The sequence below is a fragment of the Brevibacterium sp. FME17 genome (assembly GCF_014897515.1).
GTDB lineage: Bacteria > Actinomycetota > Actinomycetes > Actinomycetales > Brevibacteriaceae > Brevibacterium.
This window is the reverse complement of sequence record NZ_JABUYD010000009.1, coordinates 1-24,567: the sequence shown is the minus strand read 5'-3', so window position 1 is coordinate 24,567 and position 24,567 is coordinate 1. Positions and strand designations below refer to the sequence as shown.

Here is a 24,567-nt window from a genome sequence, read left to right as displayed (position 1 = left end):
TGAGCAAGGTCGGATGCTGTGGACTACATCTACACTCTACTCAAGAACGTCTCGATATGGTCGAAGACGAGGTCCGGGTGTTCAGCCATCGGCAGGTGGGCGGCATCGGGGACGACCTTGAGCTGGGATTCAGCAACCTGCGCCGACAGTTCTGCCATGGCTTCGGGCGTGCAGCCCGGATCCTGGGACCCGGCCAGGAACAGCGTCGGCGTCGTGATGGAGCGAAGTCCATCGCTGAGATCGTAGCTCTGCAGCGCTTGGGCGCAGGCACTATAGGCCTCGTCGTCGATGAGCGCGAGGTCTGTGAGGATCAGGTGCCCGGCGGAGATGTCTTCGGTGAGGAACCCGGCCGCGAACCAGCGGTCAGCCGTGTCATCGAGCAGTCCGCGCGTACCGTCCTCTTTGACGTCCTTGATGCGCTCGGCCCAGGTTTCCGGGGTCCCGAACTTCGTCGAGGTCGCACATGCGATGAGCCCGTTCAGCACCTCAGGGTGTTCGAGGGCCAGGGTCAGGCCGATCGCCCCGGAGATCGAGACACCGGCAAAGGTGAACTTCTCCACGCCGACGTCGGCCAGAGATTCGACGAGGCCGGTGGCGAGGTCGGAGACCGTGAACCCTGCCCCCGCCTCGGTGATGGTGTCACTGTTCTCGGCAGCCGGAAAGGTGTGCCCGGGAAGATCCGAGAGGTAGATCTGATAGTCGTCGGCCAGACGTCCGGCCACCGCCGACCACAGGGACATCCTGGTTCCCAGGGCATTGCCGAAGACGATGACGGGTGAGCCAGGATTGTCATTGAGAGGTTGGATGCGGACGCGCATAAAAGCTCCTAGCAGAAGACGAGGTGGGACGGTCAGGAGTCAATCGCGCTCAGCCTACCGTCCGAGAACTGGAGATAACAGCGCGGGCACAGTGACTCATAGGTCACTGCGTTGCCGTCGATGGCCACCTGGTCGCCGTCGAAGATGAAGCGACCATCGACGAGGCGGCCGTTGAACATTGCCTTGCGGCCGCAGCGGCAGATCGTCTTGAGCTCTTCCAGAGTGTGAGCAATCTCAAGCAGCCGACCAGAACCGGGAAAGGCCTTGGTGCGGAAGTCGGTGCGGATGCCGTAGCACATCACCGGCACCGAGGCGTTGGTGGCGATGCGCATGAGCGAATCGACCTGGAGTGGTTCGAGGAACTGGGCCTCGTCGATGAGAAGACAGGCCACGCGTGCCTTGGGTGTGTCGATGGATTCGAGCAGAGCATCGTGATCGACGTAGTCAGCGTGTTCACGGTAGATGGTCTCAACGTCGGAGCCCGCGGGGATGAGGAAGTCGACTTCACGGGTGACGCCGAGGCGGGAAACGATCTCGCCAGCCCCCTTCGTGTCGATGTGGGGTTTGGCCAGCAGAACGCGCTGGCCGCGCTCCTCGTAGTTGAAGGCAGCCTGCAGCAGAGCGGTCGACTTTCCGGAATTCATCGCCCCGTAACGGAAATAGAGCTTGGCCACCGTTGTCCTCTCTGTCCTTCGTGATGATTCTCGTATTGTCAGTGTGACGAAACAGAACCCTACCGGGAAGCCGAGCCCTGCAGGGTCAACGGTAGGATGGAGTGGTCAAACCCCGAGACGATGTGGAGTAGTCCATCACCATGGCCAAAATCATTTATACGCGCACCGATGAAGCGCCTCTTCTGGCGACGTACTCGCTCAAGCCGATCATCGAAGCATTCGCCACCTCGGCGGGTGTCGACGTGGAGACCCGCGACATCTCCCTCGCCGCGCGTGTGCTGGCGCAGTTCACCGATCTCCTCCCTGAGAACCAGCAGGTCGCAGATTCTCTGGCGGAACTGGGCGATCTGGCCAAAACCCCTGAAGCCAACATCATCAAGCTGCCCAACATCTCGGCTTCGGTCCCCCAGCTCAAGGCCACCATCGCCGAGCTCCAGTCGCAGGGCTACGACCTGCCCGCCTACCCGGACGAGCCATCGACCGATGAAGAGCGCGATGCTAAGACTCGCTACGACAAGGTCAAGGGTTCAGCCGTCAACCCTGTCCTGCGTGAGGGCAACTCCGACCGCCGTGCCCCGCAGGCCGTGAAGAACTTCGCCAAGGCCCACCCGCACTCAATGGGCGAATGGTCCTCTGATTCCAAGACCAACGTCGTCACCATGGCCTCGGGTGACTTCCGTGACAATGAGAAGTCCGTTGTCATCCCTGCCGATGACACCCTGCAGATCCGCCTGCGTCCCGCCGAAGGCGAGACCGTTGTGCTCAAGGAATCGCTGCCGGTCCTTGCCGATGAGGTCATCGACGCCACCAAGATGGATGTGGCCGAGCTCCACAAGTTCCTCAAGGATCAGATCGCACGTGCCAAGGAGGAGGGCGTCCTCTTCTCCGTGCACCTCAAGGCCACCATGATGAAGGTCTCCGACCCGATTCTCTTCGGTCACGTCATCGAGGCATTCTTCCCCGAGGTCTTCGCCGAATACGGTGTTGCCCTCGCCGAGGCGGGACTGACCTCCGATAATGGCCTGGCCGCCATCCTCGGCGGGCTCGACACCCTTCCAGCCGATGTCGCTGAAGGCGTCAAGGCCGGCATCGATAAGGGCTTGGCCGAGGGGCCTTCCCTGGCGATGGTGAACTCCGATAAGGGAATCACCAACTTGCACGTGCCCTCCGATGTCATCGTCGATGCTTCGATGCCCGCAATGATCCGCGTGGGCGGCAAGATGTGGAATAAGGATGACGCGACCCAGGACGCGCTGGCCGTCATCCCTGATTCCTCGTACGCCGGTGTGTACCAGGCCGTGATCGAGGACTGCCGCGCCAAGGGTGCCTACGATCCGACGACGATGGGCACCGTTCCCAACGTCGGCCTCATGGCCCAGAAGGCCGAGGAGTACGGCAGCCACGATAAGACCTTCGAGATCGCCCAGGACGGCGTCGTCGAGGTTGTCAACTCCGCTGGCGAAGTCATCTTGTCGCACAAGGTTGCCGCAGGTGACATCTGGCGTGCCTGTCAGACCAAGGACATCCCGGTCCGTGACTGGGTCAAGCTGGCCGTCACCCGCGCCCGCCTGTCCGAGACCCCGGCCGTGTTCTGGCTCGATGAGACCCGCGCCCATGACCGCAACCTGCGGGCGAAGGTCGAAGCCTACCTCGGTGACCATGACACCGAAGGTCTCGACATCCGCATCATGAATCCGGTCGAGGCGACTCAGTTCTCGATCGATCGCATGCGTGAGGGCAAGGACACCATCTCGGTGACCGGCAACGTCCTGCGCGACTACAACACCGACCTGTTCCCGATCCTGGAACTGGGCACCTCGGCGAAGATGCTCTCCGTAGTACCCCTCATCGCCGGCGGCGGACTGTTCGAGACCGGTGCCGGCGGTTCGGCCCCGAAACACGTCCAGCAGCTGGTCGAAGAGAACCACCTCCGTTGGGATTCCCTCGGTGAGTTCCTCGCTTTGGCCGAATCCTTCCGCCACGAGTTCAACGTCCACGGCAACGCCCGTGCCGGTGTTCTTGGCGACACCCTCGATGCGGCGACCGGCAAGTTCCTCGAAGAGAACAAATCGCCTTCACGCAAGGTCGGCGAGATCGACAACCGTGGCAGCCACTTCTTCCTCACTCTCTACTGGGCGCAGAACCTGGCCCAGCAGACCACGGATGAACCACTGGCCGAGGCCATCAAACCTGTTGCCGAAGCCCTCGAAGCCAACGCCGACAAGATCTCGGCCGAACTCCTCGAGGTCCAGGGCGGCCCCGTCGATCTGGGTGGCTACTACTACCCAGAAGAAGACAAGCTCGACGCAGCCATGCGCCCCTCGGCAACGCTCAATGAGATCATCGCCTCGCTGAGCGCCAACGTCTGAGGCACATACACATCACTCATGCGCCTATCTGCGACTATGATGGGCGCATGAGTACTCAAGACCCACGTGGCGAATCCCAAACGCCCGAAGAGCTGCTGGCCGAGACGCAGTCCGTGCTCGGCGACGAGGATCCAGAGACCGGGAACACCCGCGAGGTCGCACCAACTCAGCAGGTTGATCCGACACAGCGAATCGAACCGGCGCAGCAGAGCGATCCGGCCCAGCGTCAGGAACCGACTCCGGCAGGCAAGAACGCCGATCTTGCACAGCTCAAAGGCGGTTCGGGCATGTCCGCAGGGATGTGGGTCTCCCTCATCCTCGGAGCCGTCATCGTCGTGCTCCTGCTCATCTTCATTCTGCAGAACAATGTGCCCGCCGACTTCCAGTACTTCGGCTGGCAGTTCCAGCTGCCCTTGGGCGTTGCCATGCTCTTCGCCGCAATCGGCGGCATCTTCATCGCCGGCATCATCGGATCCGTGCGCATCTTCGTGCTCAACCGCAAACTGAAGAAGATCTCAAAGGCTCTGGGCCGCTGATACATGCAGTCTCACCCCGGCTTCACACTTCTGCCCACCCAGCTCGATTCCACCATCGTCCTCGCCGATACTGAGGCGGAGGCAGAATGGGCGCGCATCGATCTCTCCTCGCTGACGAAGCAGGAGATGAACTACGCGACGGAATTCGAACCCGATGCTGCGGCCACCTGGGCTGCTGGTCGGGTCATCCTGCGTCACGTCCTCGGCACACACCTGAACTGTGATCCGGCCGAGATCGAAATCCGTCTCGATTCGGCCGGCAAACCGCGAGTCGAGGAATGCGAGTTCTCCGTCACCCGAGCCAGACGATTGGTCCTCGTAGCTGTCGCCGACGATCCCATCGGGGTCGACCTCGAAGCTGTGCCTGAACACGCTGTGGCCGCCGAGGCTATGGCATTGCTGCACCCGAAGGAGCAAGCCGAACTCGAGCAGGTCGCCACCTCTGATCTGGCCACAGATTTCGTGCGTGTGTGGGCCCGGAAGGAAGCCTTCCTCAAAGCACTGAGCACGGGTCTGGCACGCGACCCCGGCATGGACTACATCGGAGCGGCCGCCTCACCAGGCTCCCCGCACCCGGACATCGAAATCTTCGATCTGGAGTCGGGACTGCCCGAGGGCTATCACGCCGCCATCGCGTTCAACCGGTGAGAATCAGTCCCGGTCAAGGACTCAATGTGTTCAGTCGCCAGGTGTGTTCAGTCGCTCGATGCTGAAGACTCGTCAGAACTCTCGTCCTCACCGAAGTCGGGACCATTTGCCCCGGTAGTGAATACGATGGCGATGGCCAGCGAGCCGAGCCCGATGAATCCGAACCAGATGAAGCCTGCCGCGGGGTTGTCGATGAGGGCAAAGATCACCGCGATGATGGTTGAGACCACCCAGAGCGAGTCGAAGATCGCCAAGTACTTCACGTAGCTCTTCTCGCCCCTGCGGGCGCCATAGGAGATCTCCGTGGCGCCGCTGAGGAAGAGCAGCACTGCAGCGGCGATCACCAGCCACCGCGGCGAGTCGAAGAAGCCTTCGAACGCGGGCAGAAACGCGATGATGGCAAACGCCACCAGGAATTTGAAGACGCCATCGGCGACGAACCCGAATTTCATCATGCTCCGATCCTACTCAACTGCCCCTGTCGGATCGTCACTGGTCGGCCTCGCCCCGGATCATCACTGGCCAACCTCGTCCAGCAGCGACTGCACCGTCTCCAGGGCCTGATGGAGCACGGCGCCTTCAACATTCGAGTGGGCGACGACAATACCGTGTCTGACCTCGGTCTCGGCACTCCAACCGGCAGCCAGCGAGGCCACCAGGATCCCTCGCTCTGCCAAGTCGCTGCGCAGTTGTGCAGCGGTGGCCGCCGTAGTTTCGATGACGAGGGTTCGACCTTCGTGGACGAGGCCAGGGATCGGTCCGATCTGAGCCAGGACCGCCTCGGCGGCTCTGAGCCTGCGCCGACCACGCGAGATGCGCCGCCGCAATCCTCCCGAACTGAGATAGGACGCAATCGCCGTCTGCATGACCGGTGAGAAGGCCGGGCCCAGAGCGGTACGCATACTGCTCAATCGGTGCCCGAGGTCCCCATGGGCGATGACGTACCCGGTGGACACGGCCGAGGTCAGCAAAGTCGAGAAGGTACCTAGGTGGACCACCTGGGCCGAAGCGTCCGTGGACACCGCGAGATCGTAGAGGGTGGGCACCACGGTACGGGTGTAGCGGGCTTCACTGTCGTAGTCGTCTTCGATGATGATGACGCCGGTCGACTGTGCCCATTCCAGAAGTCTGACCCGCCGGTCGATGGGCATGGTGGTTCCGTGCGGGAACTGGTGATTGGGGGTGACAACGACCGCGCCCAGACCATCAGGGGTGCCATCGGGTAAGTGTGTCGTGTCGATGGCCTGGAGAACGCGGTCGGACATGGCCTGACGCAGACCCGGAAATCCAGGGTTCTCGACACCGATCGCACCCTCGACACCCGTTGTGAAGAGCAGCCGCAGACCGTCACGGGACCCGCTGGTGAGGATGATGTCATCCGGGTCCACGCTCATCCCCCGCGTCAGGCGCAAGTGATCGGCGATCGCCCATCTGGTCTGCGGCTGGCCCAGCGGATCGATCGGGCCAGGATCGATGTCGAGCGAATCACGCCACGCTCTGCGGAATGCGGGCTCCTGCAGTGGGTTGTCGCCGCCGAAGCCCGGACGCAGGTCGACGAAGCTGCGCAGCCTGCGTCGCGGGACCTGAGCTGGACGCATCCGTGGGTTCCGTGTGCGCGGCGTGCTCGGCAGCTCCGGGTTCACTCGTGTCGCGGAGCGTTCCGCCGTGATGAGGAACCCTTCGACGACGAGCTGGGCGTACGCGGTTTCCACGGTCCCACGGGAGACTTCGAGGTAGGCGGCCAGACGCCTGCTGGCGGGGACGGGTTCGCCGGGACGAATCGCTCCGGCGGCGATGAGCCGCCTGATCTCGGCCACCAGCTGGTCCGGCAGCGGTGTCGACGCGCCCCGGTCGATATCGATGGGCAGCGCAATCCCATCGGCTCGAGGCAGGAGCGTTTCCGACTGGAGGGCGGGGGGACGCGTCGGCTGAACTGGAAGCATGCTCTGATCATACTGGCCTAAAACTTTTCATGTTTTCTGGCACTCCTGTTGAGCCACGGATGGATCTACTCTTGTGGTGAACGGCCGTTCTCACCGATCAATTCGCCCGGCCCATCGGGCACGCCACGCTCGCTCACATCGAGCTCACCACGAACGGAATGCACGACAATGACACAGACACAGACCTTGCTCAACACCGGCCTGGCCCAGATGCTCAAGGGCGGCGTCATCATGGACGTCGTCAACGAAGAGCAGGCGCGCATCGCAGAGGCGGCCGGAGCCTCGGCGGTCATGGCACTCGAACGCGTGCCCGCCGACATCCGCGCTCAGGGTGGAGTGGCCCGGATGAGCGACCCCGACCTCATCGACGGCATCACCGCTGCCGTGTCGATCCCGGTGATGGCCAAAGCCCGAATCGGCCATTTCGTCGAGGCTCAGATCCTCGAGACACTCGGTGTGGACTACATCGACGAATCCGAGGTCCTCTCCCCCGCTGACTTCGTCAATCACATCGACAAGTCCGTGTTCAAGGTTCCTTTCGTCTGCGGTGCGACCAACCTCGGCGAGGCTCTGCGTCGCATCACGGAGGGTGCCTCGATGATCCGTTCGAAGGGTGAAGCAGGCACCGGTGACGTCTCCGAGGCGATGCGCCACCTGCGGACCATCAACTCCGAAATCAGGGCTCTGGGTGCAAAGAGCGAGGACGAGCTCTACGTCGCGGCCAAAGAGCACTCGGCCCCGTATCACCTGATCAAGCAGGTCGCCGACCTGGGCCGACTGCCCGTCGTGACCTTCGTCGCCGGTGGCATCGCCACCCCGGCGGATGCGGCGATGATGATGCAGCTGGGCGCCGATGGTGTCTTCGTCGGCTCCGGCATCTTCAAATCCGGCAACCCCGAGGCTCGTGCCAAGGCCATCGTCGAGGCGACCACTCACTTCGATGATCCGATCGCCGTGGCGAAGGCTTCCCGCGGGCTCGGCGATGCGATGGTCGGCATCAATGTCGCAGATGTTCCCGCACCCCACCGACTGGCAGAGCGCGGCTGGTGAGAGTCGGCGTCCTCAGCCTCCAGGGAGCCTTCAGGGAACACCTCGGTGTCCTGGGCTCCCTGGGTGTCGATGCCTGCAAGGTGACACGACCAAAGCACCTTGATGGCATCGACTCGATCATCCTTCCCGGAGGCGAGTCATCGGCCATGGTGCGCATCGCTGCCACCACCGGGCTCTTTCCTGCACTCGGTGAGAGAATCGGTGCTGGTCTGCCGGTCTTCGGAACCTGTGCGGGGCTCATTCTTCTGGCCGATCGGCTCACGGATGAATCGCTGGACGGCTTCGACCGCCTCGGTGGTCTTGATGTCACGGTTGCCCGCAATGCCTATGGCCGGCAACGGGATTCGTTCAGTGCACCTGTGCAGGTCACCGGGCTCGACAGCGAATTCGACGCGACATTCATCCGGGCTCCGCGGATCGTGGACTTGGGTGCTCGTGTCGAAGTGCTCGCCTCATTCGCCGAGCTGCCGGTGCTGGTGCGCCAGGGAAATATCTGGGGCGGCAGTTTCCACCCTGAACTCGGGGCCGATACGAGGATCCACGAAGAATTCCTGCACAGCCTCGGTGCGGCCGTGTAAAGATTGAACCATGACGAATGAGACGCTGCACACACTCAAGTCCGGATACACCTTCGACGGTCCGACCCTGCAATTGGGGGTGGCACTGAACGAGGATGTGCCCGACAAGGACACACCCATTTCTATTCCCCTGTCGATGCTCAATCGGCACGGGCTTGTGGCCGGCGCCACCGGCACAGGCAAGACCGTGACCTTGCAGGTCCTGGCCGAGCAGCTCTCCCGCGCCGGTGTTCCCGTGTTCGCCTCCGACATCAAGGGCGACCTATCTGGAGTCGGTGCGGCAGGAAAGGCTTCCGACAAGCTGAGCAAACGACTCGAGGCCGCGGGCCAGGAGTGGAATGCCTCGGCGAATCCTACTGAATTCTACACGTTGGGCGATTCGGGGCTGGGGACCCCGCTGCGCGCCACTGTCACCTCGTTCGGACCGATTCTGCTCTCGAAGGTTCTCGAACTCAACGACACGCAGGAGTCGGTGCTGTCGCTGGTCTTCCACTATGCCGACACTGCTGGTCTCGCACTCCTCGATCTCTCCGATCTGCGCGCGGTCCTGAACTTCCTCACCTCGGATGAGGGCAAGGCGGATCTCGAAGACATCGGTGGGGCGTCGAAGGCCACCGTCGGGGTCATTCTGCGAAAGATCTCCGAGCTCTCTGCGCAGGGCGGCGATGTGTTCTTCGGCGAACCCGAGTTCGACACCGCAGATCTTCTGCGCCTTGACGACAATGGCGCCGGCATCATCTCGGTCCTCGAGCTGCAGAAACTCAATCAGTCTCCCGCTCTGTTCTCCACCTTTCTGATGTGGCTTCTGGCCGACTTGTTCCAGGATCTGCCGGAGGTCGGTGATGCCGACAAACCCTCACTCGTGTTCTTCTTCGACGAGGCCCACCTGCTCTTCGCCGACGGGTCGAAGGCCTTCCTGCAGTCCGTGACGCAGACCGTGCGCCTCATCCGTTCCAAGGGTGTTGGCATCTTCTTTGTCACGCAGACTCCGAAGGACGTGCCCGAAGATGTGCTCGCCCAACTGGGTTCGCGCATTCAGCACCAGTTGCGTGCGCATACTCCCAATGATGCCAAGGCGCTGAAGTCGACGGTGCAGACGTTCCCCAAGTCTGACTACGATCTTGAAGAGCTGCTTACTTCGCTGGGTATCGGCGAGGCTGTCGTGACGGTCATGGACCCCGAGGGTGCGCCCACTCCTGTAGCCCCAACGAGGATGCGTGCGCCCGAGTCGCAGATGGGGCCGATGTCCGAGGACGAGATCAAGTCGGCAGTGGCGGCATCCCCGCAACAGGAGAAGTACGGCACTGCCATCGACAACGAGTCTGCTCGCGAGATCCTCACGAAGCGTCTGGAGTCAGGCTCCGAGGCTCATAAGCAGGAGCAGGCGGCTGCGGACAAGGTTGCGTTCCCGGAAGATGCGACGCAGAGTTCGCGTTCTGGTTCGGGCTCGCGGTCAGGTTCCGGTGCGAAGCAGAAGGACGACGACAGCATGTTCTCCAAGGTCGTGAAGTCTTCGGCGTTCAAGCAGTTCTCTCGCACCGCGGTCCGAGAGATCACACGCGGAATCTTCGGCACCTCGCGTCGCCGGCGCTAGTTCGGCGTCAGGACCGTCAGAGAGGTCGTTCCCGCCCGCAAGTCCAGCCGACGGCAGTCACCGATGAGGTCGCCGTCGAGCTGGACCGGGGCCGGAGCGTCAAGGCTGATGCTGACTTGGTCTCCCCGCCAGTAGTGCATCGCGGGATGATGTGCCGGACGGCGGTTCACACAGTCCCAAGCGATCTGCGCCCATTCTCCGAGGCGGCCGCCGGGTTTCGTCGTGGTCAGCTCCACTGCGAGGAATTCTAATTCTTCTGCTCCCAGGTTTGCGTGCTCGAACACTGGGATCGGACCTGCGGGTCGTGCCGTCTTCGACGCCATCACCGACCACACTTCTGATCCCACCGTGCCGGCGTTCGGATTGCCGACGATCCGCGGATCAGCAATCTCCGGGGCGCCGATCTGAGTGTCGGTGATGCGCGCATTGATGAGTGGAGCGAACAGTGCTCGACTGGCGCCATAGGCATAGCCGAGGACTCCCAATCTCAGCGCTCTCGGCACATGTGGACGCCCGGACACTGCTCTTGCGTCTCCCCCGATTCCTGCCAACGACACAAAGTGCTCGCGTCGCAGACCAGCCGTGGTGGTGAAACAGTCTGCTTCGTTCACTGGTACTTCGCAGCGGGTCACTGTCTGGGAGTCAATATGCTCTTCGGCCAGCTGCATGGCATGTTGCGCCGATCGAATCCCAAGATGCTTTGACAAGACATTTGCGGTTCCGGTGGGAATGATGAGCACCGGCACTTTCGCTGCTGCCAACACCGGAGCACTCACGCGCAGAGTGCCATCGCCGCCGAGCACGACGATGAGATCGGCGCCCCAGTCCAGCAGTTGCGAAGCCTGCTTGTTGCCCGGCCACTGCCGCGTCGTTGTTGCACTGCAGTACGTGGTGCGAGCTCGAACTAGGAAATCGACGAGATAAGCATAGGCACGCATGGTGCGTGGGTGCTTCGGATTGGCGAGGATCCCCACTTTCATCGCTGCCTCAGTCGAAAGCGGGGTGGGTAGAAGCAACAGCCTCGGCGCGGTCAGTGTCGACAGCTCCATCGTCGAAGGGGTCGATGATCAGTCGTGGACCGGTCTTGCGTGGTGAACGCTTCCACGTTGCTTGGGCCTTGGTTTCGTCGATGAGGGTATTTTTGAACATGCCGTTGCCGCCGGGAACAACAATTCTCTCGTGTTCCGGGTCCAAGGTGGCGCTGCGATCTTTGTAGCCGAGGATGATCTCATCGAATCCGGGCAGCAACAGGAGTTTGTTCGCTCCCGACCTGCTCTCGTGCAGGCGGTCTTCCAGCTCGGGAGCTTGGTAGTGTTCACGGCCCTCGATGGTGTCTTCGACGATCTCGCCATCGGCGACGGCCGCGGCAATGGCAGTGCGCACCGGTGTCTTGGGCAGGCCCGTCCACCGTGCGGCGTCGTCGATCGTCACTGGTCCATGGCTGAGAACATAGCGTCGCATCCATTCATGCAGGGCCGCCTCGGTGTCGAGATCGACCGGGTTCGGGATCCAGTCGGCGCTCAGGACGTATTTCATATCGTCCTTGCCGTCGACCATCGGCCCCTGCGTGATGATATTGCGCAGCGCGAGGGTGGTGATGAGGTAGCGCTCGTGCCCATATTCTTTGCCTGCCTGCAGCGGTTCGAAGGCGTTGAGCAGTTCTTGGCGGGTCAGAGGCCCACGATCACGGATTGCCTCTTCGGCCAGTAGTGCCGCGGCGTCGACCATTGCATCATCGATGCCGAAGAACTCACGCCGCTTCGCCACGGATTTCAAAGTCCGCTGCCCGGTCAGCTTGAGAATCCATCCGAGGTCCTCGGCCGCAGTCAGATGGATCGTGCCTCGCTGCGTCCATGTCCGAACGATGGCGCCGGAGTCCATCGCCGCACGGACAGCAGCAATCGAGGTACCTGTGCGCAACGCGATCGAGACCAGTGCACCTCCGAGCGCCTGAGCCTGGACGCACCCGAGGTGACGGACCACAGAGAGTGCCGTGACGGTTTCCGATCGCGGAGAATCGATGAGCCCTTGGGCGATTAGACGGGCGGCGGAGACTTGGTGTGAGTCCATGAGTTCACGATAGTCCAACGCACTGACGCAACATGCAGCCTGGCCGTAGGTGGATCAGCCGAGTATATCGATGAGTCCGGGGACTGGGACTCGAGGCAGGGCGCCGGAGGTGGCGAAGCGTCCCCAGATAGTGCGCAGTTCTGGGCCGGCGATCTGTGCCGTCTCCCCGTAGTCGAGGAAGCTGTCGTGCCAGACTTTGCCGGGGAACAGCAGGGGAAGGTCACCGGAATGCGCGGCGTCGAAGAAGCTGCCATCACCGCGGGAGACGATGAGGAGGCGTGTGCCTTGGCCGCCCGACATACGGTGTCGGTCGTAGAATTCTTTGGCTGCACGAGTGTAGACCGCTGAGGTGATGCCTGAGATCAGTGATTCAAGCATGGGGGAAGTCAGGTGACGGTCGTGCAGCCGCCGGAAGGCTGGGACGAAACCGGCGAAGAAGGCGATCTCGCGTTCCGTGCGGGTCATGAGCACATCGTATTTGCGTGCGGCTTCCGACCAGGCGGCAGCGGTGTCGTATTTCGCCGGCAGCGGGTAGTCGCCGTAGTGGACCCCGAAACACATACCAGCGTGCAGGCCGCCGACCAAGGCCGACTTGTGCACTTCGTCCTGTGCGGCAAGTATCTCGTCAATGCTGGCATCGGGGTCGATCTTCGCTGCGACCTTCGCCATGGCCCAGTTCATCGCTTCGGTGCCACCGGCGAGTCCCAGTGGTGCCGATGCCAGGATCACGCGGTGGAAGAGGCCATCGGTCGCCCCGGCGATCATAAGGTGTGCGCAGGCGTCGGCACCTGCGCTCTGCCCTGCGATCGTCACATTGGTGGGGTCTCCCCCGAAGGCCGCGATGTTGTGTTGGACCCACCGCAGCGCAGAGATCTGATCAAGGAGGCCGAGATTGGAATGTTCGGGCTTACCCGTGCCCAAAAATCCCAGGACGCCGAGGCGATAGGTGACCGAGACGACGACGATGTTCTGTTCTTCGACGAGGGTGTGCGGATCGTAGATCTCCGCGTCGCCGGCGCCGGCGACGTAGGCACCGCCATGAATCCACACGAGCACAGGAAGAGCTGATTCGCCTTCGCCCGTGGTCGCCGGAGATGTCACGCTCACCCGCAGGCAGTCTTCGCTGGTGGGCAGGCCGCCGAGCTGGTCGAAGGTCATTCCAGCGTTCGGGTCCCGACGGTACTGCGGACTTCCGGGGCCGGGTTGCCTGCCGTCGATGTCGGCGACGGGCGGCTCATCGACGGGGTGAGCGAAACGCTGCGCGCGGGCATAGCGAATGCCCCGCGCGCGGATCACATCACCGTCGACATAGGCTCTGACCCGACCACACGGGGCATCAACATCCCGCCAGGCGTTCATCATCGACTCGTGCCTATTTGGAGGCGACGACCGGAGGCTCGGCCGACCATGGGAACACGATCCACTGATCCGTGCGCTTCCATACGAAGTCCGGGTCGATGATCGACGCTGACTTTGCGTAGATGACTGCGGACTGTGCTTCGGCACCGTGCTTCTTGAGCAGTTCAAGGACAAGCGCGAGCGTGCGGCCCGAGTCTGCGACGTCGTCGACGACGAGCAGCTTTTTGCCTTTGATGGCTTCGATGTCGAGCATCGGGGCCAGGAGAATCGGGTCGGGCAGAGTCTCATGCACATCGGTGTAGAACTCGACGTTGATGGCGTCCGAGAGTTTAAGGCCGAGTGCGTAGGCCAGTGCACCGGCCGGCAGCAGGCCGCCACGGGCGATCGCGATGACGATTTCGGGGTCATAGTCGGAGTCGGCGATGGTCTGTGCCATCTCTCTGGCCGACGTGCCGAATGTATCCCACGTGAGGATCTCTTTATCGTTGAGATCGGTCGAATCGGCGTGGTATGCCTGGCCCATAGATGCTCCTTGTGTTTGCCCGGTGTTGACCCGAGCTTCAAGGATACGCGGTCGCCGACTCAGTGCAGAAACGTCTCAAAGGCTGCCGTTTCCTGACCGAGGTTCCCGCTGCGTTTCGGCACCGGCGAGTTCACCCAGTACTGGCCGGTGTGCGCGTCGCGATCCAGGTACTTGTAATCGATGAGTTCCCGTCGCAGTCGTGCGAAATCCGGATGGAAAGCGCTGAGGAGAGTGTTGACGTCCTTCTCACAGTAGATCCGATCGGTCTCAAAAGCTGTGAGGACCTCCAACAGGACCACGACGAGGGCCTTACGCTTCGTAGGGATCGAGACCAGGTGCCCCTCGCGCATGAATGTCCTCAGCGTCTTGGCTCTGAAGGCTTCCGCTTGGGGATCTGCCAGGGAGGTTGTGCGGTGGTTATGGTCCGCGCTGGATCGGTCGTCCAGCAGTGCTGCGCGTGCCGTGGTGAAATTCTCTCCCGTTGTGCTCATGCGAGTGCGGACGAGGTGTTTGAAGTCTTTGTGCTTGGTCATGGCGTGTGATCCTCAGCGACCAAGTCTCCCCCAGCACGAAACCTGGTCAGGAGATCACCGTGACAGGTTCGTCCGAGGATTCTCTCCCCTTCGCCGAATAGTCAGTGAGCTGGGATCACGACCGTGGCTGGGCGATGGATGCGCCGCTGCCAACAGTATAGACATAGTTCGTCGTTTGAGAAGGGCAGTCAATCAAGGGCATCCAGGTAAACCCAGCGGCCGGCACGACGGACGAATGCGGAGTTCTCCTCAAGGGTGTGCTCGCCGAGGTTGTCCCTGCATGTTGCCCGAAAATGTACCGTTCCCGTTTCATCAGTTTCAAGACCGTCTGTCGTGTCCATGATTTCCAAACCCAGCCAGACGGTATCCGAATCCAATCCGATGTCGCGCGGTCGGGTCTTGGCATGCCAGGTACGGAAGAGGTGATTTTCGTTGCCGCGGGCGAATGCGGTGTAGCGGGAGCGCATGAGAGCCTCAGCGGTCGTTGGCCAGGTCTCTGCGTCCAAGGCAGGACGGCAGCAGTTGTCATAGTCGGCGCCGGGCGGCATTCCGGAACAGGGGCAGATCATGACTCGATGGTATCTCTGAGGTGCTTGCGAACTGGATACATGCCACTATGGATCCATGAGTTCAGTATTCCTCTCCGGCGATGCCGAAGCCGATGCCCTCCTTGCCGATGACCCCTTTGCCCTGCTGATGGGCATGCTGCTTGACCAGCAGGTCCCGATGGAAGTCGCGTTCGCTGGGCCGGCGAAGCTTGCGCAGCGTCTGGGCAGACTCGATGTGGTCAAGATTGCTGAGATGAATCCCGATGAGTTTCTGGAGAAGTTCTCTATCAAGCCCGCAGTCCACCGTTTCCCGAAGTCGATGGCGACCCGAGTGCAGAAGCTGGCTGCAGAGATCGTCGACGAATATGACGGCGACACTGCCGCAATCTGGACCTCAGGTGATCCGACGGGCCCCGAAGTCCTCAAACGTCTGAAGAAGCTGCCAGGGTTCGGGGATCAGAAGGCGAAGATCTTCCTGGCCCTCCTCGGCAAACAGTTTGATTTCAAGGCTGATGGATGGCGTGAGGCCGCAGGTGACTACGGTGATGAGGACAGCCGTCGCTCGATCGCCGATGTGGTCAATGAGGACACCTTGTTAGAGGTCCGCGCATTCAAGAAGCAGCAGAAGGCCGCCGCGAAAGCAGCCAAGAAGTAGGTTCGCTCACTCACGAGCAAGTTATCCACAGATTCAACTGCGCCTGTTCTCAAAGTCACGGTTCTCGCATAATGTAGAGATTCCGGGCGCTCTCCATTCTTCTGCGTCGGAGTTCTCGACCACAGAGGCGTGGAATGAAAACTGGACTTGGCGAACGTATCTGTTTGCGCACGACGACAGCTATGACATTGGCCGCATTGCTCTCGCTGCCCCTGGCGCTGTCAGGATGCGAAGACCATTCCCCCGTTGCTGCACCAACTTCGACGTTGCCTGCCGAAGATTCGTCGAAAGCCTCCCCTGCCGCTGATCCGCAGCCGACAGTCCCCGCCTATGAGACTGATCTTGACCTCAGTGCCGAGGAGACGGAAGCCGTCGAGGGGGCGTTGGTTGCGTTTGAGGGATTCCTTACATCGATAAATAATGCCTACTCAGGCGACTTCGACAAGATCGACAATTTCCCAAAGTACGCCACGGGCGAGGCGCTTGATTCGATCAAAGCCGAAGCAAACTCTGTTCAAAATAAAGACGCAACTTTTGAGGGCGCAATCAATCCACTTTCTGTGGAAATATTCGAAGTAGCGGATCCTGCAGAGGCACAAGATCCACCAAACGTAGTAGTTCACTTCTGTGTAGATACGAATGATTGGGCATTAATCCAAGCCGGTGACCAAGGAGCTGGCAAGCCAGACGGACTTGTGACAATGGAGCACCGGATTGTGTTCGAGCGCGACAGCTGGCTAGTTGACAAGCAGTCGCTATGGGAGCGTAAGTGCTAAGACTTCGCTTGTCTGAAATCGCAATCGCAACTCTGACAATATCGTTGCTAGTTTTGTGTGTTGTTGCTCCGGCCATGGCGAGGCCCGGCTGCAGCATTGGTGACACCAGCAAATGCGATGCTATTAAACCGCCGCCCCCTCCCCCTGCACCAGGCGGCCCCGGCGGCGGAGGCGGTTCGGGAGGTTCTGGCGGTGGAAACGGCGGCGGCTCAGGTGGAGGAAACGGTGGCGGCGGGAACGGCAGTGGAGGTTCCGGCGGGGGCGGAGGCGACCTGCCGGATTGCGTCCTCGAGGAAGTCGGACATATCTGTGCCAGCCTGCCAGGCCCCGGCCCTGCCCCTGGTCCCGGCGGTGGCGGTGCTCCCGCGAGGCCCGAGCCGCCCACTAATATTCCCGAGTCGCAGTTCCAGACCTTTGACATTCCCGCCCCCACGATTCATGCCTGGCCCAAGGACTGGGCCGTGATCGGCAAACCTGCTGCTTTCTGGACAGACGCGGACACCAGCTATATCGATATGACCCTGTTGACGTACGCAGTCACGGTGAAGGTCACTCCGGAGAAGTACTACTGGAATTTCGGCGACGACACTGGCGGGACCACCTCAAAGCCTGGATCGAAGCCACGCCCAGGCGACGAGCCACAGATCGGACATGACTACCAGAAGACGGGCGCGAAGACTGTCGGCATGACTGCGACCTTCAGCGGGGAGTTTTCCGTGGACGGCGGGCCGTGGTTGCCCATCGACGGTTTCGCACACGTAGCAAGCAACGAGATCTCGATGGATGTTGACCGCTTCCACCGCTACTTAGTCGATGAGGACTGCTATATGAATCCGCAAGGACCCGACTGTACTTAGACCTCTGCCGGCATCAACTACGAGTCTTGGAGCAAGAAGGTCAGCCGAGCACCCGGGCTTTCGGTCTTTCGAAGAACAGCACTGCGACGAAACCGATCAGGATGAGTCCTGCTGGCAACCACAGCGACTGGCCCATCGCATGCGCAAACCCGGTGGCAATTGATTCCGGCATCCCTGATCCCCCGCCTTCCGGCGCCATAGCGGCCACAGCCTCCGCACCGGAGCCACCCGACGTCCCGCTGGCATCGCCGATGTTGGCCGCCAGACGAGACTCCATAGCCACAGCGATCGCAGCGCTGCCGAACACTGCACCAACCTGTCGCACGGTGTTGTACACACCCGAACCTGCACCGGCGTGATGAAGAGCAAGGTTACGGGTCGCCGTCGAACTGATCGGGGCCCACATGAAGCCGTTGGCCACACCTAGAAGCAGGATCGGCGGCATCAGCACCCAGGGCGAAGTGTCCGAGCCCAGAATCGAGCCGATCCAGAACAGTGCGATGGAGAAGGACCCCAGACCGATGCCGGCGAATACACGCGGGCTTCCCCGATCGACCATCTTGCCCACGAACGGTGCCAGCACCCCGGAGAGAATCGCCATCGGGGACACCAGCAACGCTGACTGAGTTGGCGAATACCCCAGCACAGTCTGAGCCCACAGCATCAGGGGGAACATCAAAGCGGTGATGCCGAAGCCCACCGTCAACATTGCGATGCTCGCCAAGGTGAAGTTGCGATCTTTGAATAACGATAGGGGAACGAGCACCTCGGCGTGTGTGTACTTCTGCCACAGCACGAATGCGATGAGGAAGAGCACTCCCCCGCCGATGACGAAGGGAACGGTGACAGGTCCGATCAGCGGGCCCCACTTGACGTCATGCGCCTGCTGAATGCCGTAGACCAAGAGGAACAGTCCACAGGCGGAAAGTACGACTCCCAGCCAGTCGAAGCTGTGGGCGTGCGTTTCCAAACGCGGCACAAGCCTCCACGCCAGGACGAAAGCAATGATTCCGACGGGAACGTTGACGAAGAAGATCCACTCCCACCCGAATCCATCAACGAGCAGTCCTCCGGCGATTGGTCCGACCAGTGTCGCGATACCGGCAACCGCACCCCACATTCCCATGGCGGGGCCACGACGGTCTGAAGGGAACATCCGAGTGATCACGGCCATGGTCTGCGGCGTCATCGCTGCCGCGCCGAGCCCCTGCACAACGCGAGCCACGATCAGTGCACCCACGGTAGTTGTCAGTCCGCACCACAAGGAGCTGGCGGTGAAGATGATGAGCCCGACCATGTACACACGCTTCGGTCCGAATCTGTCGCCCAGTCGGCCCGTGATCAGCAAGGGCACGACGTATGCGAGCAGATACGCCGAGGTGACCCATACGACCGCGTTGATGTCCGCATTTAATGAGTCCATGATGTCCGGCATCGCCACAGTCACAATGGTCGAGTCGACGAGAATCATGAAAAAGCCGATGCATAACGCCCACAGGGCACGCCACGGATTGGTCGAAGGATCTGCCTGATTGCTCACCGACCAATCTTTATCCCGATCCCCGCCGTCGTCAACTCCTTTGGCCCAAAGGCGCCGCGAACCTGAAACAATGGCATCATGGTGTGCCGAATTTCGGAGTTGCTGGTCGACTCTCATTGGCCGATCGTCATTATCGGCGCAGGTCAGGCCGGGCTCTCAGCCGCCCATTACCTTTGGCGCGACGGCCTGGTTCCAGGCAAAGACTTCATCGTCCTCGACGCTGGGGCCGGACCCGGTGGCGCCTGGCGTGAACGGTGGGATTCTCTGACGCTGGGGTCCACGAACCATGTGGCGGACCTGCCCGGGTTCCCGCTGGGCACACCCGATCCCTCAACACCTGCCTCGGCGGTGGTGTCCGACTATTACTACCGGTTCGAACGCGAGCTAGAACTCTGCGTCGTCCGCCCCGCCGAGGTAGTCACGGTGAAGTCGCCCACTCCTGGTGCCGGCCCTCTGCAGATCACAGCAGACATCGACGGTGAACGTGTTCAACTCTCTAGTCGATACCTGATCAATGCGACCGGAACCTGGACTCACCCTTATGTTCCTTTCGTACCCGGCATTGCCGAGTTCGAGGGCCGCCAACTGCACACCGCGAATTTTCGAGACGTCGAGGATTTCCGTGGTCTGAGGACCTTGGTCGTCGGCGGCGGCATCTCCGCGACACAGTTCCTACTGGAGCTGTCGGAAGTCACCGAGACGTTGTGGGCCACACGCCGGCCTCCAAATTTCACCTCGCGAGCCTTCGACGGCAATTGGGGCATCGAGGTCGAACGTGCCGTGCGCTCTCGGACCTTGGCCGGCCTTGCTCCCGCCAGTGTTGTGCGCACCACGGGCCTGCCTGTTCGTCAGGATTTTCGAGACGGCGTCGAATCCGGTGTTCTCGTCTCACGTGGAATGATCGATTCGATTCTGCCCCATGGGGTCCATTTCCCAGGCAGACCAACCCAAGCACAGACGACTTCGGAGGGCCTCGGGCCCTCGGCGAGCGACCACTTGGCGCTACCTGAGTCCTGGCAGCCCTTCGAACATGAGCGAGTCGAAGACGTCGATGTCATTTTCTGGAACACCGGGTTCCGGGCAGCTCTCAACCATTTGGCGCCCTTACGTCTGCGCACACCCGAGGGCGGAATCTCCATGGACACCGAAGTCTCGGTCAAGGATGATCGACGCATCTTCCTTGTCGGGTACGGTTCGGCGAGTTCAACAGTCGGTGCGACACGAGCGGGCCGGATCGCGGCCAGAGAGCTGCTCAAAAGGCGCAAGACAGAACACCCCACGCCCACCTATGAGGGGGCTGGTGGCTCCAGGACCTGATCGGCGAAACTGACACTCGGCAACATCTGTGCGAAGAGGTCGGCCACGGACTGGTTGTGTGCCACGGTGACCATCTCGACGCTGACCTTGTAGAGTCGGCCGTTATCGGAGATCCCGGCGATAGCTCCGTAGAGCACGGACTCAGTCTGATCGATGGCGCGGACTTCCTGGCGGGCAAGCAACCCGTGGACAGTCCAATAGCCGCCACCGGAGACTGTTCCGGATGTCTCCTCCAGAATGCTCGATCGCGATTCTCCGAAGGTCTGTTCCTGTGCCGTGTCGATGATGCTCTGTGCCGTCTCACCTTCGGCTCTATAGCAGTTGACGGTGATGATGGAACCATCGTCGCGAGTGTAGAGCTGGTAACTGTCGTAGGCGAGATCATCGTTCCACCGTCCATCCATCGCCATCTGCACCTTGATCGGGCATTCTGGCCCCAGATCGACCGTCACCTCAGTCATGCCAGATGGGATCACTGAAGTGTCAGGCTCTTGGTGTGGTTCTTCTTTCGAACCGTCATTGATGCCGACGCTGACCGGCCGCGAATCACCTTCAGCTGTGCTCACCCGCAGGGCTGAGCACCCGGAGAGGGACAGACCCAGCACCATCACACTTGCCAGGAGGAGACTCCGGTACATGGGCCTGCTTTCAAATGGTGAAGTGGCACTGCGTCGACAGAGCCACTCACATAGTACCGAGTGCATCCGAAGACTGCTCTGGCACATGTGTCGTGTGAGCCTTAGCCTGGGACTATGACTGAGCTTCCGATCTTCGACGACGATGAGGTCAATCGACTCCTGTGCATCGTCGCCCATCCCGATGACATGGAATACGGTGCCTCCGCTGCTGTGGCCAAATGGACAGACCAGGGAAAGCCTGTGTCCTATCTGCTTCTGACTCGTGGTGAAGCAGGAATTCGGGAGATGGCCCCCGAGAAAGTCGCTCCCCTACGCGCAGAAGAACAACGTCAGGCGTGCACGATCGTCGGAGTGGATGACCTTGAGATCCTCGATTTCCCTGACGGACTTCTTGAGCCGAGTCTTGAACTGCGGCATGCGATCGCGAGGAAGCTCCGCCAATTCAAACCTGATGCCGTGATGGTGACGAACTGGGAGCTCAACATGCCATGGGGACTTAACCATGTCGACCATCGTGCCGCCGGCATCGCGACAGTCGATGCGATCAGAGATGCCGACAATCCATGGGTCTTCACCGACCTCAAGGATGAGGGTCTCAACGCATGGAAGGCCGACAAACTGTTGGTCAACGGTGCCGACGCCACACATGCCGTGCCCCTCGACGATGATCATGTCGATAGAGCCGTGCGCTCGTTGCAGGCTCATACCGTCTATCTTGAGGCGCTGCCCGACCATCCTGCACCTGCGGACATGATCCCGGGAATCACCTCGGAAGGCGGAACACGGGCAGGCGTGAAGTACGCGCTGCCCGTGCAGGTATTCGACATGTAGGACCCGGCACGACTGAGCGGTGACCGGCTCCGAGGCGCTCAGGCGCCGAGTGCCGCAACCGCCGAGTCGTAATCCGGTTCGGTCCCGATCTCGTCGACCAACTGCTTGTGGATGACGGTGCCCTTTTCGTCAAGGACGACGACGGAGCGGGCCAACAGTCCGGCCAGGGGGCCGTCGACCATCGTCATACCGAATTCCTTGCCGAAGGCGCTGCGGAAACCTGATGCGGCCACAACGTTCTCGATGCCTTCCGCGCCGCAGAAGCGGGCCTGAGCAAAGGGCAGGTCGTTGGACACACAGAGGACTGTGGTGTTGTCCAGGCTCGCGGCGAGTTCGTTGAACTTGCGCACCGAGGCGGCACAGACTCCGGTGTCCACGCTGGGGAAGATGTTGAGCACAACTCGCTTACCAGCTGTGTCGGCCGAGCTCACTTCACCGAGGTCGTTGCCCACAAGGCTGAATGCTGGTGCCTGTGCACCCTTTACCGGGAGGTCACCTACGGTCTTGACCGGTGTGCCCTGGAATGCTGTCTTCGCCATGTTTCACTCTCACTTTCTGTCGTGATCACTGCTGTCAGTTACCACCCTACGTGAGAGGACGGACACGGGAATCGGTCGTTCAGATCCGACGTCGGCGGGCGATGAAGACCAATCCTGAACCGAGTGCGATGATGACTGCCGCGATCCCGAGCGTCGTGGCAAGTTCTGCACCGGTGCGTGGCAGGTCACCGCCGGCGTTCGCGTCCCCGCTGCCGTTGGAGGAGCTGCTGGTGGAGGAGTCCGAACCCTTGGCCGCAGCCGATGCGTTCGCAGCAGCCTCGTCGTTGGCATCGGAGTCATCCTTGGCACCAGCCGCGCCATCGTCGCCGTTGCCCTTGTCAGTGCCATCCACGGCGCCCGCGTTGCCACCGTCGGCCGTCCCGTCAGCTTCAGCCTCTGCCTGGGCGTTCGACGAATTCTCGTCATCGTCGCCGGGTTCCTGCGTGGTCGTGACGACCTTCCAGTTCTCGTCGTAGAAGGCCGTGGGGTCGACGACCTTGTTGTCTTTGACCCAGTCGATGAGGCTCTGGCGGACCTCGACCTGTTCGTTGTAGACCTCCTTCAGGTCACCGACCGGGTAGTCACCACCCCCGGACTGACGGTAGTTGTTGATCGCGAGGATGAATGTGTCATCATCACTGACAGTCTTCCCCTCTTTGTCGGTGAGGTTCTCGATTCGCTTGCCGACTGGTTTGGATACGTTGATGTCGTAGTCGATGCCTGAGAGCGCGTCGTAGTTGTAGTCGGGAATCGGGCGATCCAGGCCTTCGTCGATGGCGTTGGTTCCATTGACCGGGTCGAAGTCTGCCCCTTCTTCCGTCTGCTTGAAGTAACGAGCGGAGAACTCGAGGTAGTCCTTCAGCTGTGAACCGTTGATCTCGACGCCGCCGAGGGTGTTGTCGAAGACGTAGAGTCCTGCGACGTCGCGGATGGTGATGTCACCGGCGGGGAATTCGGCCGTGCGACTGAATGGTGAAGCTTGCGAGATGACGGGAACGTCCTTGTACTTCGTGTCAGCCAATGCGGTTTCCACCGTCTCGGACTGCACCTTTGAAATGAAGTCGAGGATCGGGGTGTCCTCATAGTACGAGTTCGAAGCGCTCATGGTCTCGGTCACGGAGCCGATCTTCGTGTTGACGTAGTCCACGGTCTTCTTGTGCTGAGAGTCGATGATGTCTTTGATCTCGGGATCCTCGGCGACGTCGCCCTGAGTGGCCAGAGGTGTGGCTTCGGGGTCGACAGTCCCCCAGTCGATGCCCATGTCCTCGAGGTCGATAGGCAGATCCACATCGGAGACCGACCGCGCCCAGTAGTTGGGCTGAGTGATGAGGGCCTTCGTCCCGTCTTCGCGGGACACGACCTGGCTGGGCTCGTTCAGATGGGTGTGCCCGGCGACGAGCACGTCGACCCCGGGGACCTTCGCGACCGAGGTGCTGACGTTCTCCTGCAGCTTCGTTGGGTCCCAGGACTGGCCTTCGGGATCCTTGCCTGAGTGGGAGAGGACGACGACGATATCTGCACCGGCGTCTTTCATCTTCGGGACGTATTCTTTCGCAGTCTCCACCGGGTCATCGAAGTGGACCTTACCGGAGAGGTTGTTCTTGTCCCAGATGCGACTGCCGGGGGTCGTCACGCCCAGCACGCCGATGGTGATCTCCTGCCCGGAGACGTTCTTCTTCACCAGGGTGTAGGGATCAAGGTGGGTCTGACCGTCATCGTCATTGATGATGTTCGCGCCGAGGAGGGGGAAGTCGACCTGTTCCTTGTATTTGGTGAGCAGGTCGAGACCATAGTTGAATTCGTGGTTGCCCACGACCTGCGCGTCGTAGCCGACGTGGTTGTACGTCTTGGCCATCGGGTGCATCTCACCGGTCTCGGTGATGCGTTCCTGTTGCGCGTAGTAATAGGTCAGCGGGGTGCCCTGGATCGTGTCGCCATTGTCGACAAGGAGCACAGAATCCTCACCTTTGGCCTCTTTGACTTCGTTGATCAGAGTGGAGGCTCGCGACATACCCAGCTCTTCCCCGTCAGGGTAGGGCGCATTGGCGAAGTAGTCCCAGTTGAGGACGTGTCCGTGGACGTCGGTTGTCGCCAACAGGGTGAGTACACCCGTGCCTGCGGCCGTATGGTTTTGTGAGACAGGTTTTAAGGAGCACTCACAAACATGACCA

At 61.2% G+C, this 24,567-nt stretch carries 25 protein-coding genes; 11 read left to right on the top strand and 14 right to left on the bottom strand.

What is annotated here, in order from left to right:
• Positions 1-29 precede the first annotated feature (29 nt).
• On the bottom strand, positions 30-818 hold the full coding sequence (locus INT40_RS09880) for an alpha/beta fold hydrolase (protein WP_193096025.1): 789 nt from the start codon (positions 816-818) through the stop codon (positions 30-32).
• A 32-nt stretch (positions 819-850) separates the two neighbouring features.
• Positions 851-1,492, bottom strand: a complete 642-nt coding sequence (locus INT40_RS09875; protein ID WP_193070671.1) for a thymidine kinase — start codon at positions 1,490-1,492, stop codon at positions 851-853.
• Positions 1,493-1,632: 140 nt separating this feature from the next.
• Between INT40_RS09875 and INT40_RS09870 the strand changes: the two genes are divergently transcribed.
• Genes INT40_RS09870 through INT40_RS09860 form a run of 3 tightly spaced genes read left to right on the top strand, consistent with a single transcriptional unit; the run spans position 1,633 to position 5,045 of the window.
• The gene (locus tag INT40_RS09870; RefSeq protein WP_193096024.1) at positions 1,633-3,861 is read left to right on the top strand and encodes an NADP-dependent isocitrate dehydrogenase; all 2,229 of its coding nucleotides are present in this window, start codon (positions 1,633-1,635) and stop codon (positions 3,859-3,861) included.
• A 47-nt stretch (positions 3,862-3,908) separates the two neighbouring features.
• Entirely contained in the window at positions 3,909-4,397 is a 489-nt protein-coding gene (locus INT40_RS09865) for a lipopolysaccharide assembly LapA domain-containing protein (protein WP_193070673.1), read from the top strand.
• Between the two features lie 3 nt (positions 4,398-4,400).
• Positions 4,401-5,045 carry a 4'-phosphopantetheinyl transferase family protein gene (locus INT40_RS09860; protein WP_193070674.1) on the top strand — a complete coding sequence of 215 codons (645 nt, stop codon included), beginning with the start codon at positions 4,401-4,403 and terminating at the stop codon, positions 5,043-5,045.
• A 47-nt stretch (positions 5,046-5,092) separates the two neighbouring features.
• Here INT40_RS09860 and INT40_RS09855 read toward each other — a convergent pair whose 3' ends face one another.
• Together INT40_RS09855 and INT40_RS09850 are read right to left on the bottom strand one after the other, a co-directional pair.
• A complete protein-coding gene (locus INT40_RS09855; protein ID WP_101572568.1) occupies positions 5,093-5,500 on the bottom strand; it encodes a hypothetical protein in 408 nt (135 codons plus the stop codon).
• Between the two features lie 60 nt (positions 5,501-5,560).
• Positions 5,561-6,988 carry a PLP-dependent aminotransferase family protein gene (locus INT40_RS09850; RefSeq protein ID WP_193096023.1) on the bottom strand — a complete coding sequence of 476 codons (1,428 nt, stop codon included), beginning with the start codon at positions 6,986-6,988 and terminating at the stop codon, positions 5,561-5,563.
• Positions 6,989-7,156: 168 nt separating this feature from the next.
• On the opposite strand from INT40_RS09850, the gene pdxS reads away from it, so the two are divergent.
• From pdxS to INT40_RS09835, 3 genes are read left to right on the top strand one after another with little or no spacing between them, the layout of a single operon-like run.
• Positions 7,157-8,038 (top strand): pyridoxal 5'-phosphate synthase lyase subunit PdxS, encoded by an 882-nt coding sequence (gene pdxS, locus INT40_RS09845; RefSeq protein ID WP_193096022.1) that lies wholly within the window; start codon positions 7,157-7,159, stop codon positions 8,036-8,038.
• The gene (gene pdxT / locus INT40_RS09840; RefSeq protein WP_193096021.1) at positions 8,035-8,616 is read left to right on the top strand and encodes a pyridoxal 5'-phosphate synthase glutaminase subunit PdxT; all 582 of its coding nucleotides are present in this window, start codon (positions 8,035-8,037) and stop codon (positions 8,614-8,616) included. Before pdxS ends, pdxT begins: the two co-directional genes overlap by 4 nt.
• Positions 8,617-8,626: 10 nt before the next feature.
• The gene (locus INT40_RS09835) at positions 8,627-10,210 is read left to right on the top strand and encodes a helicase HerA-like domain-containing protein (RefSeq protein WP_193096020.1); all 1,584 of its coding nucleotides are present in this window, start codon (positions 8,627-8,629) and stop codon (positions 10,208-10,210) included.
• Here INT40_RS09835 and INT40_RS09830 read toward each other — a convergent pair.
• From INT40_RS09830 to INT40_RS09805, 6 genes are all read right to left on the bottom strand, one after another.
• Positions 10,207-11,190: a diacylglycerol/lipid kinase family protein gene (locus tag INT40_RS09830; RefSeq protein WP_180958980.1), complete on the bottom strand. Its 984-nt coding sequence runs from the start codon at positions 11,188-11,190 to the stop codon at positions 10,207-10,209. The two genes, INT40_RS09835 and INT40_RS09830, sit on opposite strands and share 4 nt — an antisense overlap.
• A gap of 7 nt (positions 11,191-11,197) precedes the next feature.
• The gene (locus tag INT40_RS09825) at positions 11,198-12,280 is read right to left on the bottom strand and encodes a winged helix DNA-binding domain-containing protein (RefSeq protein ID WP_193070679.1); all 1,083 of its coding nucleotides are present in this window, start codon (positions 12,278-12,280) and stop codon (positions 11,198-11,200) included.
• Between the two features lie 54 nt (positions 12,281-12,334).
• Positions 12,335-13,642 carry a carboxylesterase family protein gene (locus INT40_RS09820; protein WP_226831077.1) on the bottom strand — a complete coding sequence of 436 codons (1,308 nt, stop codon included), beginning with the start codon at positions 13,640-13,642 and terminating at the stop codon, positions 12,335-12,337.
• 10 nt (positions 13,643-13,652) lie between these two features.
• The gene (locus INT40_RS09815) at positions 13,653-14,162 is read right to left on the bottom strand and encodes a phosphoribosyltransferase (RefSeq protein ID WP_101572585.1); all 510 of its coding nucleotides are present in this window, start codon (positions 14,160-14,162) and stop codon (positions 13,653-13,655) included.
• Between the two features lie 59 nt (positions 14,163-14,221).
• Positions 14,222-14,695 carry a DUF2087 domain-containing protein gene (locus INT40_RS09810; RefSeq protein ID WP_101572587.1) on the bottom strand — a complete coding sequence of 158 codons (474 nt, stop codon included), beginning with the start codon at positions 14,693-14,695 and terminating at the stop codon, positions 14,222-14,224.
• Between the two features lie 188 nt (positions 14,696-14,883).
• A complete protein-coding gene (locus tag INT40_RS09805; RefSeq protein ID WP_226831075.1) occupies positions 14,884-15,264 on the bottom strand; it encodes a YchJ family protein in 381 nt (126 codons plus the stop codon).
• 55 nt (positions 15,265-15,319) lie between these two features.
• Between INT40_RS09805 and INT40_RS09800 the strand changes: the two genes are divergently transcribed.
• From INT40_RS09800 to INT40_RS09790, 3 genes are all read left to right on the top strand, one after another.
• Positions 15,320-15,898 (top strand): HhH-GPD-type base excision DNA repair protein, encoded by a 579-nt coding sequence (locus INT40_RS09800; protein ID WP_101572591.1) that lies wholly within the window; start codon positions 15,320-15,322, stop codon positions 15,896-15,898.
• A 134-nt stretch (positions 15,899-16,032) separates the two neighbouring features.
• On the top strand, positions 16,033-16,674 hold the full coding sequence (locus INT40_RS09795) for a hypothetical protein (RefSeq protein WP_145997433.1): 642 nt from the start codon (positions 16,033-16,035) through the stop codon (positions 16,672-16,674).
• 461 nt (positions 16,675-17,135) lie between these two features.
• Positions 17,136-17,531 carry a hypothetical protein gene (locus INT40_RS09790; protein WP_193096019.1) on the top strand — a complete coding sequence of 132 codons (396 nt, stop codon included), beginning with the start codon at positions 17,136-17,138 and terminating at the stop codon, positions 17,529-17,531.
• A 40-nt stretch (positions 17,532-17,571) separates the two neighbouring features.
• Here the strand turns inward: INT40_RS09790 and INT40_RS09785 are convergent, their stop codons facing one another.
• Positions 17,572-19,071: a DHA2 family efflux MFS transporter permease subunit gene (locus INT40_RS09785; protein WP_257930170.1), complete on the bottom strand. Its 1,500-nt coding sequence runs from the start codon at positions 19,069-19,071 to the stop codon at positions 17,572-17,574.
• Positions 19,072-19,149: 78 nt separating this feature from the next.
• On the opposite strand from INT40_RS09785, the gene INT40_RS09780 reads away from it, so the two are divergent.
• Complete coding sequence (locus INT40_RS09780; RefSeq protein WP_101572617.1) at positions 19,150-20,388, top strand: NAD(P)-binding domain-containing protein; 1,239 nt, start codon at positions 19,150-19,152, stop codon at positions 20,386-20,388.
• Here INT40_RS09780 and INT40_RS09775 read toward each other — a convergent pair.
• The gene (locus INT40_RS09775; RefSeq protein WP_226831073.1) at positions 20,358-20,849 is read right to left on the bottom strand and encodes a hypothetical protein; all 492 of its coding nucleotides are present in this window, start codon (positions 20,847-20,849) and stop codon (positions 20,358-20,360) included. The two genes, INT40_RS09780 and INT40_RS09775, sit on opposite strands and share 31 nt — an antisense overlap.
• Positions 20,850-21,140: 291 nt before the next feature.
• On the opposite strand from INT40_RS09775, the gene INT40_RS09770 reads away from it, so the two are divergent.
• Positions 21,141-21,857 (top strand): PIG-L deacetylase family protein, encoded by a 717-nt coding sequence (locus INT40_RS09770; protein ID WP_193070687.1) that lies wholly within the window; start codon positions 21,141-21,143, stop codon positions 21,855-21,857.
• A gap of 38 nt (positions 21,858-21,895) precedes the next feature.
• On the opposite strand, the gene tpx is transcribed toward INT40_RS09770, so the two are convergent.
• Together tpx and INT40_RS09760 are read right to left on the bottom strand one after the other, a co-directional pair.
• Positions 21,896-22,396, bottom strand: a complete 501-nt coding sequence (tpx, locus tag INT40_RS09765; protein WP_193070688.1) for a thiol peroxidase — start codon at positions 22,394-22,396, stop codon at positions 21,896-21,898.
• 79 nt (positions 22,397-22,475) lie between these two features.
• The gene (locus INT40_RS09760; RefSeq protein ID WP_226831071.1) at positions 22,476-24,491 is read right to left on the bottom strand and encodes a 5'-nucleotidase C-terminal domain-containing protein; all 2,016 of its coding nucleotides are present in this window, start codon (positions 24,489-24,491) and stop codon (positions 22,476-22,478) included.
• Positions 24,492-24,567 lie beyond the last annotated feature (76 nt).

What these genes read in the sequence shown, in the direction of transcription:
- INT40_RS09880 (WP_193096025.1), bottom strand. Translation starts at nt 818, where the DNA reads ATGCGCGTCCGCATCCAACCTCTCAATGACAATCCTGGCTCACCCGTC.
- INT40_RS09870 (WP_193096024.1), top strand. Translation starts at nt 1,633, where the DNA reads ATGGCCAAAATCATTTATACGCGCACCGATGAAGCGCCTCTTCTGGCG.
- INT40_RS09865 (WP_193070673.1), top strand. Translation starts at nt 3,909, where the DNA reads ATGAGTACTCAAGACCCACGTGGCGAATCCCAAACGCCCGAAGAGCTG.
- INT40_RS09860 (WP_193070674.1), top strand. Translation starts at nt 4,401, where the DNA reads ATGCAGTCTCACCCCGGCTTCACACTTCTGCCCACCCAGCTCGATTCC.
- INT40_RS09855 (WP_101572568.1), bottom strand. Translation starts at nt 5,500, where the DNA reads ATGATGAAATTCGGGTTCGTCGCCGATGGCGTCTTCAAATTCCTGGTG.
- INT40_RS09850 (WP_193096023.1), bottom strand. Translation starts at nt 6,988, where the DNA reads ATGCTTCCAGTTCAGCCGACGCGTCCCCCCGCCCTCCAGTCGGAAACG.
- pdxS (WP_193096022.1), top strand. Translation starts at nt 7,157, where the DNA reads ATGACACAGACACAGACCTTGCTCAACACCGGCCTGGCCCAGATGCTC.
- INT40_RS09835 (WP_193096020.1), top strand. Translation starts at nt 8,627, where the DNA reads ATGACGAATGAGACGCTGCACACACTCAAGTCCGGATACACCTTCGAC.
- INT40_RS09830 (WP_180958980.1), bottom strand. Translation starts at nt 11,190, where the DNA reads ATGAAAGTGGGGATCCTCGCCAATCCGAAGCACCCACGCACCATGCGT.
- INT40_RS09825 (WP_193070679.1), bottom strand. Translation starts at nt 12,280, where the DNA reads ATGGACTCACACCAAGTCTCCGCCGCCCGTCTAATCGCCCAAGGGCTC.
- INT40_RS09820 (WP_226831077.1), bottom strand. Translation starts at nt 13,642, where the DNA reads ATGATGAACGCCTGGCGGGATGTTGATGCCCCGTGTGGTCGGGTCAGA.
- INT40_RS09815 (WP_101572585.1), bottom strand. Translation starts at nt 14,162, where the DNA reads ATGGGCCAGGCATACCACGCCGATTCGACCGATCTCAACGATAAAGAG.
- INT40_RS09810 (WP_101572587.1), bottom strand. Translation starts at nt 14,695, where the DNA reads ATGACCAAGCACAAAGACTTCAAACACCTCGTCCGCACTCGCATGAGC.
- INT40_RS09805 (WP_226831075.1), bottom strand. Translation starts at nt 15,264, where the DNA reads ATGATCTGCCCCTGTTCCGGAATGCCGCCCGGCGCCGACTATGACAAC.
- INT40_RS09800 (WP_101572591.1), top strand. Translation starts at nt 15,320, where the DNA reads ATGAGTTCAGTATTCCTCTCCGGCGATGCCGAAGCCGATGCCCTCCTT.
- INT40_RS09795 (WP_145997433.1), top strand. Translation starts at nt 16,033, where the DNA reads ATGAAAACTGGACTTGGCGAACGTATCTGTTTGCGCACGACGACAGCT.
- INT40_RS09780 (WP_101572617.1), top strand. Translation starts at nt 19,150, where the DNA reads ATGGTGTGCCGAATTTCGGAGTTGCTGGTCGACTCTCATTGGCCGATC.
- INT40_RS09775 (WP_226831073.1), bottom strand. Translation starts at nt 20,849, where the DNA reads ATGACTGAGGTGACGGTCGATCTGGGGCCAGAATGCCCGATCAAGGTG.
- INT40_RS09770 (WP_193070687.1), top strand. Translation starts at nt 21,141, where the DNA reads ATGACTGAGCTTCCGATCTTCGACGACGATGAGGTCAATCGACTCCTG.
- tpx (WP_193070688.1), bottom strand. Translation starts at nt 22,396, where the DNA reads ATGGCGAAGACAGCATTCCAGGGCACACCGGTCAAGACCGTAGGTGAC.